The following is a 15,660-nucleotide window of genomic DNA, read 5'->3' on the forward strand; positions in this document are numbered from 1 at the left end:
ACGTCATATTGATATTGGCAAACACATCTTGTACATACAGGGTCAAAACATAATGATCCCACAGATCTCTCAGTCACCCGGCCTCGTTCAGCCGGTGCTTAATTTTTTGGAAGCATTAAAACAACATGGTTTTACGGGCGATACGGCGACAAACTACGCCGATCGTCTGACGATGGCGACAGATAACAGCATTTATCAGCTATTGCCGGATGCCGTCGTTTTCCCCCGTTCCACCGCGGATGTGGCGATTTTGACTCGCCTGGCCGCGAACGAACAGTTTAACAGCCTGACATTCACGCCTCGAGGCGGCGGCACCGGTACTAACGGTCAGGCGCTGAATCGGGGCATTGTGGTTGATATGTCCCGCTATATGAACCGTATTCTGGAAATCAATCCGGAACAGGGCTGGGTCAGGGTCGAGGCCGGCGTGATCAAAGATCAACTGAACCAGTACCTTAAGCCCTTCGGCTATTTTTTCGCGCCTGAATTGTCCACCAGCAATCGCGCGACGCTGGGCGGCATGATCAACACCGACGCCTCAGGGCAGGGCTCGCTGGTATACGGCAAAACCTCCGATCACGTACTGGGCCTGCGCGCGCTGCTGATCGGCGGCGAGATGCTGGATACTCAGGCTATGCCCGTGGCGTTGGCGGAGCGGATGGCGCAGGAAGAATCCACGGTCGGGCGAATTTACCAGACGGTGCTAAACCGTTGTCGCGAGCAGCGACAGTTGATTATTGACCATTTCCCGAAACTTAACCGTTTTCTGACCGGTTATGATTTGCGTCATGTATTCAGCGACGATCTGCAAACTTTCGACCTGACGCGTATTCTGACCGGCGCCGAAGGGACGCTGGCGTTTATTACCGAAGCCAAACTCGACATCACGCCGCTGCCGAAAGTGCGGCGTTTGGTGAACGTTAAGTACGACTCGTTCAATTCCGCCTTGCGCAATGCGCCGTTTATGGTGGAAGCGCAGGCGCTGTCGGTCGAAACCGTCGACTCACGGGTATTGAATCTGGCGCGCGAGGATATTGTCTGGCATTCGGTCAGCGAGCTGATTACCGATGTACCCGATCGGGATATGCTGGGGCTGAACATTGTCGAGTTCGCCGGCAATGACGAGGCCTTGATCAACGAGCAGGTGAGTACGCTGTGTGAACGGCTGGATGTATTGATGGCCGAGGGGCAAACGGGCGTTATCGGTTATCAGACCTGTAACGATCTGGACGGAATTGAACGCATTTACGGTATGCGCAAAAAAGCGGTCGGCCTGCTGGGAAACAGTAAAGGTCAGGCCAAGCCGATCCCGTTCGCCGAGGATACCTGCGTACCGCCGCAGCATCTGGCGGATTACATCGCCGAATTCCGCGCGTTGCTCGATAGCCACAATCTTGCCTACGGCATGTTCGGTCATGTGGACGCCGGCGTCCTGCATGTGCGTCCGGCGCTGGATATGTGCGATCCCCAGCAGGAAATATTGATGAAGCGGCTTTCCGATAGCATCGTCGCGTTAACCGCCAAATACGGCGGTCTGCTGTGGGGGGAACATGGCAAAGGGTTCCGCGCCGAATACAGCCCTGAGTTTTTCGGCCCCGAACTGTATGCCGAACTGCGGCGCATCAAGGCCGCGTTCGATCCGGATAATCGTCTTAATCCGGGGAAAATCTGCGCGCCGCTGGACGTGGACGCGCCGATGATGAAAGTGGACGCCGCCAAGCGCGGCACCTACGATCGCGCCATCCCGCTGGCGGTGCGTACCTCTTTTCGCGGCGCGTTGGATTGCAACGGCAACGGCTTATGTTTCAATTTCGATGCGCGCAGCCCGATGTGTCCGTCGATGAAAATTACCGGCAACCGTATTCACTCGCCGAAAGGTCGGGCGACGCTGGTGCGGGAATGGTTGCGTTTGCTGGCGGAACAGGGCGTCGATCCGCTGGCGCTGGAGAAAGCATTGCCGCAGCAGAAGCTCAGCCTGCGGGCGTTCATCCAGAAAGTCAGCAACACCTGGCATGCCCATCAGGGGGAATATGATTTTTCCCACGAGGTCAAAGCGTCCATGTCGGGCTGTCTGGCCTGCAAGGCCTGTTCGACGCAATGCCCGATTAAAATCGATGTACCCAGTTTTCGCTCGCGTTTCCTGCAACTGTACCACACCCGCTATTTGCGTCCGGTGAGGGATTACCTGGTGGCGGGGGTGGAAAGTTATGCGCCGCTGATGGCGCGCAGCCCCAAAACCTTTAACTTCTTTTTGAAAATGCCCTGGGTGAATGCGCTGAGCCGTCGGCAGATTGGCATGGTCGATCTGCCGCTGCTTTCCTCTCCGTCGCTGCGTCAGCAGTTTGCCGGCCACAGCGCCTGCCGAACCACGCTGGAACAACTGGAGAAATTGTCCGAACAGCAACGTCGGCAGTATGTTCTGATCGTGCAGGATCCCTTTACCAGCTATTACGATGCCCAGGTGGTGGCCGATTTTGTTCATCTGGTCGAAAAATTGCAGTTGAAACCGGTGCTGCTGCCGTTTTCGCCCAATGGCAAGGCGCAGCATATTAAAGGATTTTTAAACAGTTTCGCCAAAACGGCGGCCAAAACCGCGGACTTCCTTAATCGCGTGGCGACATTGGGCATGCCGATGGTGGGGGTCGACCCGGCCTTGGTCTTGTGTTATCGCGACGAATATCGCGAAATTCTGGGGGATAAACGGGGCGACTTTAAGGTACAGTTGGTGCATGAATGGTTGACGACGCTGCCGGCGAAAGACGCGCCGCAGACCGCCGCCGGCGAATCCTGGTATCTGCTGGGGCATTGCACGGAAAGCACCGCGTTGCCGGCCAGTAGCCGGCAGTGGGCCGATATTTTTTCCCGTTTCGGCGCCAGACTGGAAAACGTCAACGTCGGATGCTGCGGCATGGCGGGAACCTACGGCCATGAAATCAATAATCTGGCCAATTCTCAGGGCATCTACGCGCTGTCGTGGCAACAGGCGTTGCAGAAATTACCGCAAACGCGCTGCCTGACAACCGGCTATTCCTGCCGCAGCCAGGTGAAGCGGATGGAAGGTCGGGCGTTGCGCCATCCGTTACAGGCGTTACTGGAGATTATCTGATGCAGTGGAAACGGCGGCTTACGCTGGAACAACTCAATCAGCAGGCTCAGGGCGGCTTGATGGCGCATCTGGGCATTCGCTTTACGAAACTGACGGACGAGAGTCTGGAAGGGGTGATGCCGGTGGATGCCCGCACGCGCCAGCCTTATGGCGTATTGCACGGCGGCGCCTCCGTTGTTCTGGCTGAGTCGCTTGGCTCAATGGCGGGGTATCTGTGTACCGAAGGAGAACAGCACGTGGTCGGGATGGAGGTTAATGCCAACCACCTGCGCGCCGTTGCCGGGGGGGAAGTTCGCGGCGTGTGCCGCGCGCTGCACGTCGGGCGGCGTCATCAGGTCTGGCAGATCGATATTTTCGATGCCGACGATCGGCAGTGTTGCTCATCCCGACTGACGACCGCGGTCATTAGCCCTTAGTCCGCCGCCGCGCAACCGACCGGGCCGATCGGCATCGGCCCGGTCGGTTTTGTCGTCTGCTATACTTGATAACAGCGGTTCAGACGAAGCGCCCGCATCCGATGTGATATCCGCCGGCGCTACGGCGGGGTCATTGCTCAAGGCAGGAAAGGGACGCGTTTGACGAAATCAGTCTGGAATGCGGTGGCTTTGGCCCACGAGCCCTGCATGCTGAGCTGGTGACAAATGCACTTTAACGTATTACGCGCAAAGTAGTAGCTCTGTACCCGGAACAGATGGCAGCGCTCCTCATTATTTATTTCTTTAATCAATCGGTTATGCAGCTTTATCAGCGCATGCAAATAACTGTCGTCGTCGCCGTTTCTCAGACATAAATCGACCATCTCCATACATGCGTTATGATAGCGTCTCAGATGATCAATATGGCTTTCCGGGCGATTCAGGCGGGCCTCCGCCATATAGAAATCGACCGTGGCGTCCCTGATTTGAAATTTATATTCGTCAATCTGATGTTGCAGCCAGGCATTTACGGAAAGCATGCTATCGCCCTTGAATATTAATGATAATCATTATCATATTTATAAAAATAGTCGGGATCAATGGGCAAAATGGCCTTTAGCGATAAAAAAGCGCCTGGAGAAGTTTTAACGCGTCATCGGCGACGGCCCGCCACAAAATGCGCGGTTGATGAAATTAAATCTTCATTTAGTTTCCCTGTTTTATAAATAGATGCTGCCTATATATGTTAAAGTAATGATAATGATTTGATAATTTTTGTGCGGAAATTAGCTTGGGTAATTGTACTTTTATAAATATTTATCAAGTGGTTATATTTAAATTTTCGTTGTGTTTCGCGTCTGAAAACAGCGACTGAACGGGATAATCGCCGTCGCTTATCATCAAATGTTAACAATAGCCCTGCGAAGCAAGTGGTTGAAGCCAGACGCATTATCACTAACATTAGGGGAAACCAGCCTGAAACTGGTACACACGTAATGAGGTATGCCGTATGCAGACGGAAAATGTAGGGACATTTTCACTAGAAGAAAATGTCTGGCAAGGTTTAACGCTAACGGATAGCGCAGCAAAACAAATAAAAAATTTAATGCAGCAGGATGCCGCAGTAAAAGGTTTACAACTCAGCGTTAAACAATCCGGCTGCGCCGGATTTGCTTACGTACTGGATCTGGTGCGCGACGGCGCGCCGGATGACCTGCTGTTCGAACGCGACGGGGCAAAACTTTACGTACCGTTAAAGGCGATGCCTTTTATCGATGGCACCGAGCTCGATTTTGTCCGTGAAGGGCTGAATCAGGTGTTCAAGTTCAATAATCCCAAAGCCCAGCATGCCTGCGGATGTGGCGAGAGCTTTGGCATTTAAGTGATGAAAAATTATGACACGTAGCACTGTAGAAGTACCCGATGATGTTCAGTTCTGGATGGGGGATGGGCGCTACAAAGAAGGCTTCTTCACCGAACTGGCGACGGACGAACTGGCGCACGGGATCAACGAAGACGTTGTCCGGGCGATTTCAGCCAAACGTAATGAACCTGAGTGGATGCTGGAGTTCCGGCTTAATGCCTATCGCGCATGGCTGGAAATGGAAGAGCCGCACTGGTTGAAAGCCAAGTATGCGTCGCTCGACTATCAGGAATATAGTTACTATTCCGCGCCCTCCTGCGGTCATTGCGACGACAGTTGCGGCTCCCAGCCGGGCGCGACCCAGCAGTCGGGCGTGGCGGAGGTCAATAACTATCTGACCAGTGAAGTTGAAAACGCGTTTAATCAACTCGGCGTGCCGGTTCGCGAAGGCAAATCGGTGGCGGTGGACGCGATTTTCGACTCCGTATCCGTGGCGACCACTTACCGTCATGAACTGGCGGAGCAGGGCATCATTTTTTGTTCGTTCAGCGAAGCTATTCAGGAACATCCTGATTTGGTTCGACAATATCTGGGTTCCGTGGTGCCGTCGAATGACAACTTCTTTGCGGCGCTGAATGCCGCGGTAGCCTCCGACGGCACCTTTGTCTACGTGCCGAAAGGCGTGCGCTGCCCGATGGAGTTGTCGACCTATTTCCGTATCAATGCGGCGAAAACCGGGCAGTTTGAACGTACGATCCTGATAGCGGATGACGACAGTTACGTCAGCTACATCGAAGGGTGTTCCGCGCCGGTGCGCGACAGCTACCAGCTCCATGCCGCCGTGGTTGAAGTGATCATCAATAAAAACGCCGAAGTGAAATATTCCACCGTGCAAAACTGGTTTGCCGGTCAGGAAGCGGAAGGCGGGATCCTGAACTTCGTGACCAAACGGGCGCTGTGCGCCGGCGAAAATTCGAAAATGTCATGGACGCAGTCGGAAACCGGTTCGGCCATCACCTGGAAATACCCCAGCGTGATCCTGCGCGGCGATAACTCGGTGGGCGAGTTTTTCTCCGTGGCGCTGACCAATGGTCATCAACAGGCGGATACCGGCACCAAGATGATCCATATCGGTAAGAACACCCGTTCGACCATTATTTCCAAAGGGATTTCCGCCGGACACAGTGAAAATACCTATCGCGGGCTGGTGAAAATTATGCCGAGCGCGACTAACGCCCGTAATTTCACCCAGTGCGATTCGATGCTGATCGGCAGCGACTGCGGCGCGCATACTTTCCCGTATGTGGAAGTGCGCAATAACACCGCCCAGTTGGAGCATGAGGCGACCACCTCGAAGATTGGCGAAGATCAGCTTTTTTACTGTTTACAGCGCGGCATTAGCGAAGATGACGCGATCTCGATGATCGTCAACGGCTTCTGTAAGGATGTGTTCTCTGAGCTGCCGCTGGAATTCGCGGTAGAGGCGCAAAAGTTACTGGCGATTAGCCTGGAACACAGTGTGGGTTAATGAGTCGGTCGCCGATATTTCTTATCGGTCGCGAACAAAATGATGAGCGTCACAAGGTGCAAGACGCCTGAAGGATAGAGCATGTTAAGTATCGAAAATTTGAAAGTCAGCGTGGAAGGCAAAGAGATCATCAAGGGACTCAACCTTACGGTTAAGCCGGGTGAAGTTCATGCCATTATGGGGCCGAACGGCTCAGGGAAAAGTACGCTCTCCGCGACGCTGGCGGGACGTGAAGAATATGAAGTCACCGACGGTTCGGTGAGTTTCAAAGGCAAGGATTTGCTGGAGCTGGCGCCTGAAGACCGCGCCGGCGAAGGCATCTTTATGGCGTTTCAATATCCGGTGGAAATTCCCGGCGTCAGTAACCAGTTTTTCCTGCAAACCGCGGTCAATGCGGTGCGTAAATATCGGCAACTGGAGCCGCTGGATCGCTTTGATTTCGCCGATTTTATCGAAGATAAGATCAAACTGCTGAATATGCCGGCCGACCTGCTGACGCGATCCGTCAATGTCGGCTTTTCCGGCGGCGAAAAGAAGCGGAACGATATTCTGCAAATGGCGGCGCTTGAGCCGGATTTGTGCATTCTTGATGAAACCGACTCCGGTCTGGATATCGACGCGCTGAAAATCGTGTCCAATGGCGTTAACTCGCTGCGCGACCAGCAACGCTCATTTATCATCGTGACGCACTACCAGCGTATTCTGGACTACATCAAGCCCGATTATGTCCACGTTCTCTACCAGGGGCGCATCGTTAAATCCGGTGATTTCTCGCTGGTGAAACAGTTGGAGGAGCAAGGCTATGGCTGGCTTACCGACCAACAATAACGCTGCCGCCAATAAAACCAGCGCGGAGCGGAAACAGGAAAAAGCCTTGCAGCAATGGCACAACCTGTTTGAAACCTACAGCGCCAGACGTTCGGCGGATGCGCATCGGCACTGGCAGGAAGTGCTGCGTCTGGGGTTGCCTCATCGTAAACATGAGCATTGGAAATACACGCCGCTGGACGGGCTGTTGTCGCATGAGTTCGTTTCTGCCCGCGCGCAGGTGGATAAGGCGACGCTGGACGCGTTGGCGCTGCCGATTGACGGCTGGCGTCTGGTGTTCGTCGATGGCGAGTTCAGCGCGGCGCTGAGCGATGCCGAGCGGGGGCCTTATCAGGTTGATGTCGATGCGGCGGATCAGCAGGGTGAATTTCCGGCGGCAATTCAGCCGGAAGTGTTTTTACACCTGACCGAAAGTCTGGCCGTCGAACGCACGCTGATTCGTCTGGCCGCCGGCGTACAGGCGGAAAAACCGCTGTATCTGTTGCACGTCAGCAGCGGTCAGGCTTCGTCGTTGAATACCGTTCATCACCGCCATCATCTGAATGTCGGGCGCGGCGCCGACGCGCGCATTATCGAACACTATGTCAGTCTGAACGAGCAGGCGCACTTTACCGGCGCGCGATTGACGATCAACGCCGGTGAGAATAGCCGGGTCGATCACATGAAGCTGGCGTTTGAAGCGGCTGCCGGTTATCACTTCTCCCATAACGATCTGACGCTGGCGCGCGATGCGCGGGTTCGCAGCCAGAGCTTTTTGCTGGGCGCGGGCCTGACCCGGCATCACACCAGCGCGCAGATCAACGGCGAAGGCGTCAATCTGGTGATGAACAGCCTTATCATGCCGATCGGCAGCGAGGTGTGCGACACGCGCACCTATCTGGAACATAACCAGGGCTATGGCGAAAGCCGGCAACTGCATAAAACCATCGTCAACGATCGGGCGAAAGCCGTGTTCAACGGCATGATCAAAGTCGCGCCGCATGCCTTGAAAACCGATGGTCAGATGACGAACAATAACCTGTTGCTGGGCCGGCTGGCGGAAGTCGATACCAAGCCGCAGTTGGAAATCTACGCCGACGATGTCAAGTGCAGTCACGGCGCCACCATCGGCCGCATTGATGAAGAGCAACTATTCTATCTGCGCTCGCGCGGCATTACCGGGCAGGATGCGCAGCAGATGATCATTTTTGCTTTTGCCGCCGAGTTGACGGAGGCCATCGCCGATGAGTCATTAAGAGACGTGATATTGAAACGCATTGCGCAACGCTTGCCGAATGCACAGGCGGATTTATTAAAGGCAGAGCTATGAGTTATCCAATCGAACGAGTTCGCGCTGATTTCCCTTTGCTGGCGACGGAAGTGAACGGTCAGCCGTTGGCTTATCTGGACAGCGCCGCCAGCGCGCAAAAACCGCAGGCGGTGATCGATCGCGAGCTGGCTTTTTACCAGCATGAATATGCGGCGGTACATCGCGGTATTCATACGCTGAGCGCGCAAGCCACCAGCGCGATGGAAGCGGTGCGCCAACAGGTCGCGTCTTTCATTAACGCCGCGTCGGCGGAAGAGATCGTTTTTGTGCGCGGTTCGACGGAAGCGATCAACCTGGTGGCGAACAGCTACGGGCGGACTTTCCTTGAGCCTGGCGATAATCTGGTGATTACCGAGATGGAGCATCATGCCAATATCGTTCCCTGGCAGATGCTGGCGCAGGAGCGGGGCATCGAACTGCGCGTATTGCCGATGGCGGCGGACGGCGCGCTGGATTTGAGCAAACTGCCGGCATTGCTGGATGAACGTACCCGGCTGCTGGCGGTGACCCACATTTCCAACGTGCTGGGCGCGCTGAACCCGGTTAAAACGATTATCGCGCAGGCAAAAGCCGTCGGCGCCGTCGTCCTGGTGGATGGCGCGCAGTCGATTATGCATCAGCCGGTCGATGTGCAGGCGCTGGACTGCGATTTTTATGTCTTTTCCGGCCACAAGATTTACGGGCCGTCGGGCATCGGCGTCCTGTATGGCAAAAGCGCGCTGTTGCAGGCGATGCCGCCCTGGGAAGGCGGCGGGGCGATGATCCGTGAAGTGAGTCTGAGCAACGGCACCACCTACGCCGATGCGCCGTGGCGCTTTGAAGCCGGTTCGCCCAATACCGCTGGGATCATGGGGCTGGGCGCCGCGCTGAGCTATGTGACGGAATTGGGGCGTGAAGCGATTCAGCGCTATGAAAGTTCGCTGATGAGCTATGCGCTGGAGGCGTTGGCGCAGGTGCCGGACTTAATTCTGTATGGGCCGGCGGAACGGCACGGCGTGATTGCGTTTAACCTCGGCCGCCATCATGCCTATGATGTCGGCAGTTTCCTCGATCAGTATGGTATCGCCATTCGCACCGGCCATCACTGCGCGATGCCGCTGATGGCGCATTATGGCGTTTCCAGTATGTGCCGCGCCTCGCTGGCCGTTTATACTACACGCGAAGAAGTTGACCGGCTGGTCGCCGGGTTGCAACGCGTCCATCGATTACTGGGCAACTAAACCGTCCGTTTTGTTGCCTGGGGAGGAAAAAATGGCAAGTCTGCCGGAACCGCAGAAATTGGTGCGTAATTTTTCGCGCTGTCATAACTGGGAAGAAAAATACCTTTATATCATTGAACTGGGCGCGCGGCTGGCGCCTTTGCCGGATAAGTGGCGCCAGGCGGAAAACCTGATTGCCGGCTGCCAGAGTCAGGTATGGATTGTGATGCAGCGTGACGAACAAGGCGTGGTCACGCTGCATGGAGACAGCGACGCGGCGATTGTGAAAGGATTGATTGCCGTGGTGTTCAGTCTCTATCAGGGGCTGAACGCGCAGGAGATCGTCGCGCTCGACGTTCGTCCTTTCTTTCAGGAACTGGCGCTGAGTCAGCATTTGACGCCATCACGATCGCAGGGGCTGGAAGCGATGTTGAGAGCGATTCGCGCCAAGGCGATGCAGTTCTAATCTCGTCGTTCCAATCGTCCGGCGCTGTTTTATGACGGGCTTGCCGCCCGTCGCGCCGGGTGATTTTTCATCGCGGGCGCTCGGTGTCCGTCATCTGCAATTTTTATTCGCTTAATCCCTTTAAATCATGCGGTATTCATTTTTCTGAACGGCATGTCGCGTAATGCGTTTTTAAGATTTCATTCTTTTTATCCCCTAAACCATAACAATTATGGGTATATATAAATTAACATTCTGATATTTCGGAATTAGTCCCGTATATTTATTTCCCGCCAAATTTTATTCTGACCCTGCGTTTTGTAAAGAAATGCATATCAATGGTTTGATTTTTAAATGAAATAATCTTTTGTTACCACAATGCTAATATAGCAAGAGCATGATACTGGTTGAAAAAAAGAGCGCCAGGCATCGTTTTAAACCGACATATACCCGTCATCTTTCTGGTTGCAGGCGTGTCGGCGGCGCTGACCAAGCCCGGTTGTCGCCTGCCTGCTTCTTGAGGTCTATTGGGTATCATCAGTAAGTAGGGAACCTAGTATGAAACGTGCGTTAACGTTACTTGGTATGGTATTCGCGACGTATCTGGCGGCGAGTAGCGCGGCCAGCGCCACGGAATACCCGCTGCCGCCGCCAAACAGTCGTCTTATCGGCGAAAACATCGCTTATACCGTCCCCGATGATGGTCGTCCATTAGAAGCTATTGCCGCTGAATTTAAAATTGGTCTGTTAGGGATGCTGGAAGCCAATCCCGGCACCGATCCCTACCTGCCGAAAGCCGGCTCAACGTTAACCATCCCGACGCAGATGCTGCTGCCGGATACCCCGCGCGAAGGCATTGTGGTGAATCTGGCGGAGTTGCGGCTTTACTACTATCCGAAAGGGACGAATACCGTCATCGTGTATCCCATCGGTATTGGTCAACTGGGGCGTAAAACGCCGCTGATGGTGACCTCCGTCGCCGAGAAACGCGCGAATCCGACCTGGACGCCGACCGCGAATATCCGTAAGCACTATCTGGAAGAGCAAGGAATAGTGCTGCCCGCGGTGGTGCCAGCCGGGCCTGATAATCCGATGGGGCTGTTTGCTCTGCGGTTGGCGGCGCATGGCGGCGTGTATCTGATCCACGGCACCAATGCGAATTTCGGCATCGGCATGCGCGTCAGTTCCGGCTGTATCCGATTGCGCCCTGAAGATATCGAAGCGTTGTTCAATACCGTTCCCGTCGGTACGCGGGTACAAATCATCAATGACGCGATCAAAACGTCGGTTGAGCCTGATGGCAAACGCTATGTCGAGGTTCACCAGCCGCTGTCTAAATCGGATCAGGACGACCCGCAAACCATGCCGATCGCCATCGGTAAAAAGACGAAAGCATTTATCGATCATGCGCAGACGGATGCCAACGCCGTCGCAGACGCCGTCACGCGCCGCTCAGGCATGCCGGTACTGGTAAATGTGGGTCAGGACATCAATAGCTATCAAGAAGCGCTACAGGCGGTTTCAGAGGCGTCTGAGACGCAACAGGCGGCGCCTATCACCACGATCGGCGCAGCCGAATAGGGTGAATCAGCAAATCCGGCCGCGAGGGAGAACGTCGCCGGGTTTGTTCTCACGGGCGAGAGAGCGGAAAAACGGGGGATGATCTGGCGAGCGACTTGAACAGCGGATTGAAAAAGAGGATAAAAAAATGGCGCATATTCTGCGCCATTTGTATTACTTAACCAGTTCGATTACTTTTTGTAAGTGCGAACTTGGTTGTCCAGACGCTGGTTAGCACGAGCTGCTTCGTCTTTAGCAGTCTGTACGTCAGTGCGGATTGCATTCACATCGTTGCTCAGTTGATCAACTTTAGCGTTCAGAGTCTGAACGTCAGAAGACAGTTGATCGATTTTAGCATTGCTAGAACAACCGGCCAGCAGAGTAGAACCCAGGATTACCGCGCCCAGCACCAGTTTAGTACGATTCATTATTAATACCCTCTAGATTGAGTTAATCTCCATGTAGCGTGACAAGTATTACACAAACTTTTTTCTAATGAGAATAAATTTTTGATGAGAACATGCTTAATTTTGATCGTTAGCTCAAAGAAGCAGCGGCTTTTACAAAATAGTGAAAAAAGCAAAGAAAACAGCGCCATTTCCATCAGAAAAGTCTTAGCTTTTTGTTATTAAAACCGCAAGTTAAATATGCTTATTTATTGCGTGATGATAACGGCAGAATATAAAAAAGCGCCTTGAAAGGCGCTTTTTAAATATATGAAAAAGTAACGGGTTTTTACAGGCGGTGTACGGATGCGGTATTGGTGGTGCCGCTTGGCACCAGCGCGCCGGAAACCATCACCACCACGTCGCCGGCTTGCGCGTGGCCGCTGTTGAGCGCCGCTTCTTTACCGATACGATAGAAATCGTCGGTAGAGGCGATTTCTTTTACCAGCAGCGTATCAACGCCTTTCGTCAGCAGCAGCTGGCGGGCGGTCAATTCATTGGTGGTCAGCGCCAGAATGCGTGCGTTAGGGAAGTATTTACGGATGGATTTCGCCGACTTGCCGCCGCTGGTCGCGACCACGATCAAAGGCGCGTCCAGTTTTTCCGCCGTTTCCACCGCGCCGCGGCACACGGCTTCAGTGATGCGCAGTTTGCCCAGGGTTTTGATGATATCCAGACGGGATTTCATCACGGTGTCGGTACGTTGGCAGATTGTCGCCATAATCTTCACCGCTTCCAGCGGGTATTTCCCTTTGGCGCTTTCGCCGGACAGCATGACCGCATCGGTGCCATCGATGATGGCGTTGGCGACGTCGCCGGCTTCCGCACGGGTAGGGCGCGGGTTTTTGATCATGGAATCGAGCATTTGCGTCGCCGTGATAACGACTTTACGCGCCAGATTACATTTTTCGATCATCATTTTCTGGGCGAAAATAACTTCTTCAACCGGAATTTCAACGCCCAGGTCGCCACGAGCGACCATGATGCCGTCAGAGGCTTCCAGAATTTCGTCGAAGTTGTTCAGACCTTCCTGGTTTTCGATTTTGGAAATGATCTGGATATTTTCGCCGCCGTGCTGTTTCAGGTGTTCGCGAATTTCTTCAACGTCGGAACGCTTACGGATGAAGGAGGCGGCAACAAAGTCGACGCCCTGTTCGCAACCAAAAATCAGATCGCGTTTGTCTTTTTCCGCCAGCGCCGGCAGTTGGATGGAAACGCCCGGCAGGTTAACGCCTTTGTTTTCGCCCAGGTCGCCGTTATTCAACACTTTGCAGACCACTTCGTTGCCGTTGATGGCCGTTACTTCCATGCCGATTAATCCATCATCAACCAGCACGGTATTACCCACGCTCAGATCTTCTGTGAAGCCCGCGTAGGTAACGGCAACGCGATCTTTGTTGCCGATGACGCTTTGGTCGGTGGTGAAGGTGAACGTTTGACCGGCGGTCAGAGAAACGTCAGCGCCGTTTTCCAGTTTGATGGTACGGATTTCCGGTCCTTTGGTATCAAGCAGAATGGCTGCTTTCTTACCGGTTTTTGCCAGCACGGCCCGCAGATTTTTGATGCGTTGACCATGTTCGGCGTAATCCCCATGCGAGAAGTTCAGGCGCATAACATTCATGCCGGCATCCAGCATGTTGCTCAGCATTTCTTCTGATTCTGTTTTAGGCCCGATAGTACAAACAATTTTTGTCTTTTTCATACGATAGCTTCTACAAGTTGTGATGGATAAAAAACGAGTGAACCGAAGGTTGCGAGAGATGAACCCCCGGGAAGAATTCATTTGGATACAGTCTGAAAGAGATAAGTATAGATGATGAACTACCTAACCGATTATCGCGCTTGTTCAACGAGATAAGGGTAAGCGATGCCTTGGATGACGATTTTAATGATAGTGGCACGTTAATTAGCTGAAACCATTCAATTGAAACAACGTTCCGTATTATAGTTATTAGCCGGTGAGAAACAAGGTGGCTAGAGGCATCAAGGCGTCTATTTTAGCCTGTTTACGCAAAAAAAGTCACGATTTGTCGTTTTTGCCGGGGTTTGTTGCGCAACTTGCTCAGAAAAGTAGCATGTTGAAGGCGGGCGCAGGGCGAGAAAGTGATGATAATAATGTGATCTTCATCACTTTTTTCGACGAAAAAGAAAAGAAAATGTAAACAAAATGTTTTATCTCGATCCCTGTCACGTTTCTTTCCAGGAGATGTTGAGAAGATGCCCTCAAGTGGTAGTTTATCCACAATTAAGGATTGTTACTGCGCAAGCAGGCAAAACCAGGTATCCGTTGTTTAGCGGATATCTGGTTTTTTGCGTTTTCAAGGTATGCATAATGAAAATTGCCAAGATACTCAATAATAATGTCGTGACGGTGATCGACGAGAATAATAATGAGTCGGTTGTGATGGGACGCGGGCTGGGTTTCAAAAAGCATACCGGCGATTCCCTGGACGAATCGCTGATTGAAAAAGTGTTTGCGTTGAAAAGCGGGGAACTGACCTCGCGCCTGAGAGAGTTGCTGTCGGAGATCCCGCTGGAGGTGATCACCACGGCGGACAAGATCATTTCGCTGGCAAAAACGCGTTTGCCGGGAAAGTTGCAAAACAGCGTATACATTTCGCTGACCGACCACTGTCACTTCGCGATCGAGCGGCACAAGCAGGGGGTCGATATCCGCAATGTGCTTTTATGGGAAATCAAGCGTCTCTATCAAAAGGAGTTTCTGATTGGCCTGGAGGCGCTGGATATCATTGAGCAGCGTCTGTCCGTGCGATTAGCGGAAGATGAAGCCGGCTTTATTGCATTGCATCTGGTTAACGCGCAACTTGATAGTGAAATGCCGGAAGTGATCCATATCACCAAGATCATGCAGGAAATCCTGAATATTGTGAAGTATCAGTTAAACCTGGATTATGATGAACAGGCATTAAGCTATCACCGTTTCGTTACTCATCTTAAGTTTTTTGCGCAACGACTGATTGGAAAAAATACGGTATTTAGCGATGATGAATCATTGCATGATGTCGTGAAGGAAAAATATCGGCTGGCTTATCAGTGTGCGGAAAAGATACAGCAGCATATCGAACAACAGTATCAATATCGTTTGACGAAAGAAGAATTGATGTTTCTGACCATTCATATTGAGCGGGTAAGAACCGAATTATTGGAAAAAAACAAGGATTGAAGAGGTAGGAGTTTGCTGTTCATCACATAATAGTGATAAAAGAAAATAAGCTGCTTGCACGAATGAGAGATTGAATAATAGAATTTCCGCATTAGGCAAGTTCACAAAATCAGGATTGTAACTGTACGGCTGAATATCAGTTTTACAGGCAAAACCTAAACGGCTTCTGTTCCACCCTGTGCGGTGGAGAAGAAAAGCAGTTTGGGTTTTTTTTTCGTCTAAAAACAGCGTTGGATGTGTGTAACGTCCTGATTTAATTGTGTGGTTACTGGGTGT

14 protein-coding genes are annotated in these 15,660 nt (G+C 52.7%); 11 read left to right on the plus strand and 3 right to left on the minus strand.

The annotated features are described in order from the left end of the window. Positions 1-52: 52 nt before the first annotated feature. Both ydiJ and ABRZ28_RS08455 read left to right on the plus strand, forming a co-directional pair. Entirely contained in the window at positions 53-3,106 is a 3,054-nt protein-coding gene (gene ydiJ / locus ABRZ28_RS08450; protein ID WP_330520003.1) for a D-2-hydroxyglutarate dehydrogenase YdiJ, read from the plus strand. Further along, positions 3,106-3,522, plus strand: coding sequence for a hotdog fold thioesterase (locus ABRZ28_RS08455; RefSeq protein ID WP_319603095.1), 417 nt, complete (start codon positions 3,106-3,108; stop codon positions 3,520-3,522). Before ydiJ ends, ABRZ28_RS08455 begins: the two co-directional genes overlap by 1 nt. 137 nt (positions 3,523-3,659) lie before the next feature. Here the strand turns inward: ABRZ28_RS08455 and ABRZ28_RS08460 are convergent, their stop codons facing one another. Next, positions 3,660-4,061, minus strand: a complete 402-nt coding sequence (locus ABRZ28_RS08460) for a hypothetical protein (protein ID WP_319603094.1) — start codon at positions 4,059-4,061, stop codon at positions 3,660-3,662. 470 nt (positions 4,062-4,531) lie between these two features. On the opposite strand from ABRZ28_RS08460, the gene sufA reads away from it, so the two are divergent. From sufA to ABRZ28_RS08495, 7 genes are all read left to right on the plus strand, one after another. Further along, positions 4,532-4,903, plus strand: a complete 372-nt coding sequence (gene sufA / locus ABRZ28_RS08465) for a Fe-S cluster assembly scaffold SufA (protein ID WP_319603093.1) — start codon at positions 4,532-4,534, stop codon at positions 4,901-4,903. A gap of 13 nt (positions 4,904-4,916) precedes the next feature. Then, positions 4,917-6,413: a Fe-S cluster assembly protein SufB gene (sufB, locus tag ABRZ28_RS08470; RefSeq protein WP_319603092.1), complete on the plus strand. Its 1,497-nt coding sequence runs from the start codon at positions 4,917-4,919 to the stop codon at positions 6,411-6,413. 81 nt (positions 6,414-6,494) lie between these two features. Continuing rightward, positions 6,495-7,241 (plus strand): Fe-S cluster assembly ATPase SufC, encoded by a 747-nt coding sequence (gene sufC, locus ABRZ28_RS08475; protein WP_319603091.1) that lies wholly within the window; start codon positions 6,495-6,497, stop codon positions 7,239-7,241. Further along, the gene (sufD, locus tag ABRZ28_RS08480; protein ID WP_330520004.1) at positions 7,216-8,550 is read left to right on the plus strand and encodes a Fe-S cluster assembly protein SufD; all 1,335 of its coding nucleotides are present in this window, start codon (positions 7,216-7,218) and stop codon (positions 8,548-8,550) included. The genes sufC and sufD overlap by 26 nt, the downstream gene beginning before the upstream one ends. Beyond that, positions 8,547-9,770: a cysteine desulfurase SufS gene (gene sufS / locus ABRZ28_RS08485; RefSeq protein ID WP_319603089.1), complete on the plus strand. Its 1,224-nt coding sequence runs from the start codon at positions 8,547-8,549 to the stop codon at positions 9,768-9,770. The genes sufD and sufS overlap by 4 nt, the downstream gene beginning before the upstream one ends. 31 nt (positions 9,771-9,801) lie before the next feature. After that, positions 9,802-10,215, plus strand: coding sequence for a cysteine desulfuration protein SufE (gene sufE, locus ABRZ28_RS08490; RefSeq protein ID WP_330520005.1), 414 nt, complete (start codon positions 9,802-9,804; stop codon positions 10,213-10,215). Positions 10,216-10,752: 537 nt separating this feature from the next. After that, complete coding sequence (locus tag ABRZ28_RS08495; RefSeq protein ID WP_319603087.1) at positions 10,753-11,775, plus strand: L,D-transpeptidase family protein; 1,023 nt, start codon at positions 10,753-10,755, stop codon at positions 11,773-11,775. A gap of 170 nt (positions 11,776-11,945) precedes the next feature. On the opposite strand, the gene ABRZ28_RS08500 is transcribed toward ABRZ28_RS08495, so the two are convergent. Further along, positions 11,946-12,182, minus strand: coding sequence for a major outer membrane lipoprotein (locus tag ABRZ28_RS08500; protein WP_319603086.1), 237 nt, complete (start codon positions 12,180-12,182; stop codon positions 11,946-11,948). Between the two features lie 307 nt (positions 12,183-12,489). After that, a complete protein-coding gene (gene pykF, locus ABRZ28_RS08505; RefSeq protein ID WP_319603085.1) occupies positions 12,490-13,902 on the minus strand; it encodes a pyruvate kinase PykF in 1,413 nt (470 codons plus the stop codon). A 268-nt stretch (positions 13,903-14,170) separates the two neighbouring features. Here pykF and ABRZ28_RS08510 point away from each other — a divergent pair, with 268 nt between their 5' ends. Both ABRZ28_RS08510 and licT read left to right on the plus strand, forming a co-directional pair. Next, the gene (locus ABRZ28_RS08510; RefSeq protein WP_330520006.1) at positions 14,171-14,362 is read left to right on the plus strand and encodes a hypothetical protein; all 192 of its coding nucleotides are present in this window, start codon (positions 14,171-14,173) and stop codon (positions 14,360-14,362) included. A gap of 170 nt (positions 14,363-14,532) precedes the next feature. Continuing rightward, the gene (gene licT / locus ABRZ28_RS08515) at positions 14,533-15,384 is read left to right on the plus strand and encodes a BglG family transcription antiterminator LicT (protein WP_319603083.1); all 852 of its coding nucleotides are present in this window, start codon (positions 14,533-14,535) and stop codon (positions 15,382-15,384) included. The last annotated feature ends 276 nt before the right edge of the window (positions 15,385-15,660 follow it).

This window comes from Brenneria sp. g21c3 (genome assembly GCF_040240345.1).
Lineage (GTDB): Bacteria > Pseudomonadota > Gammaproteobacteria > Enterobacterales > Enterobacteriaceae > Brenneria.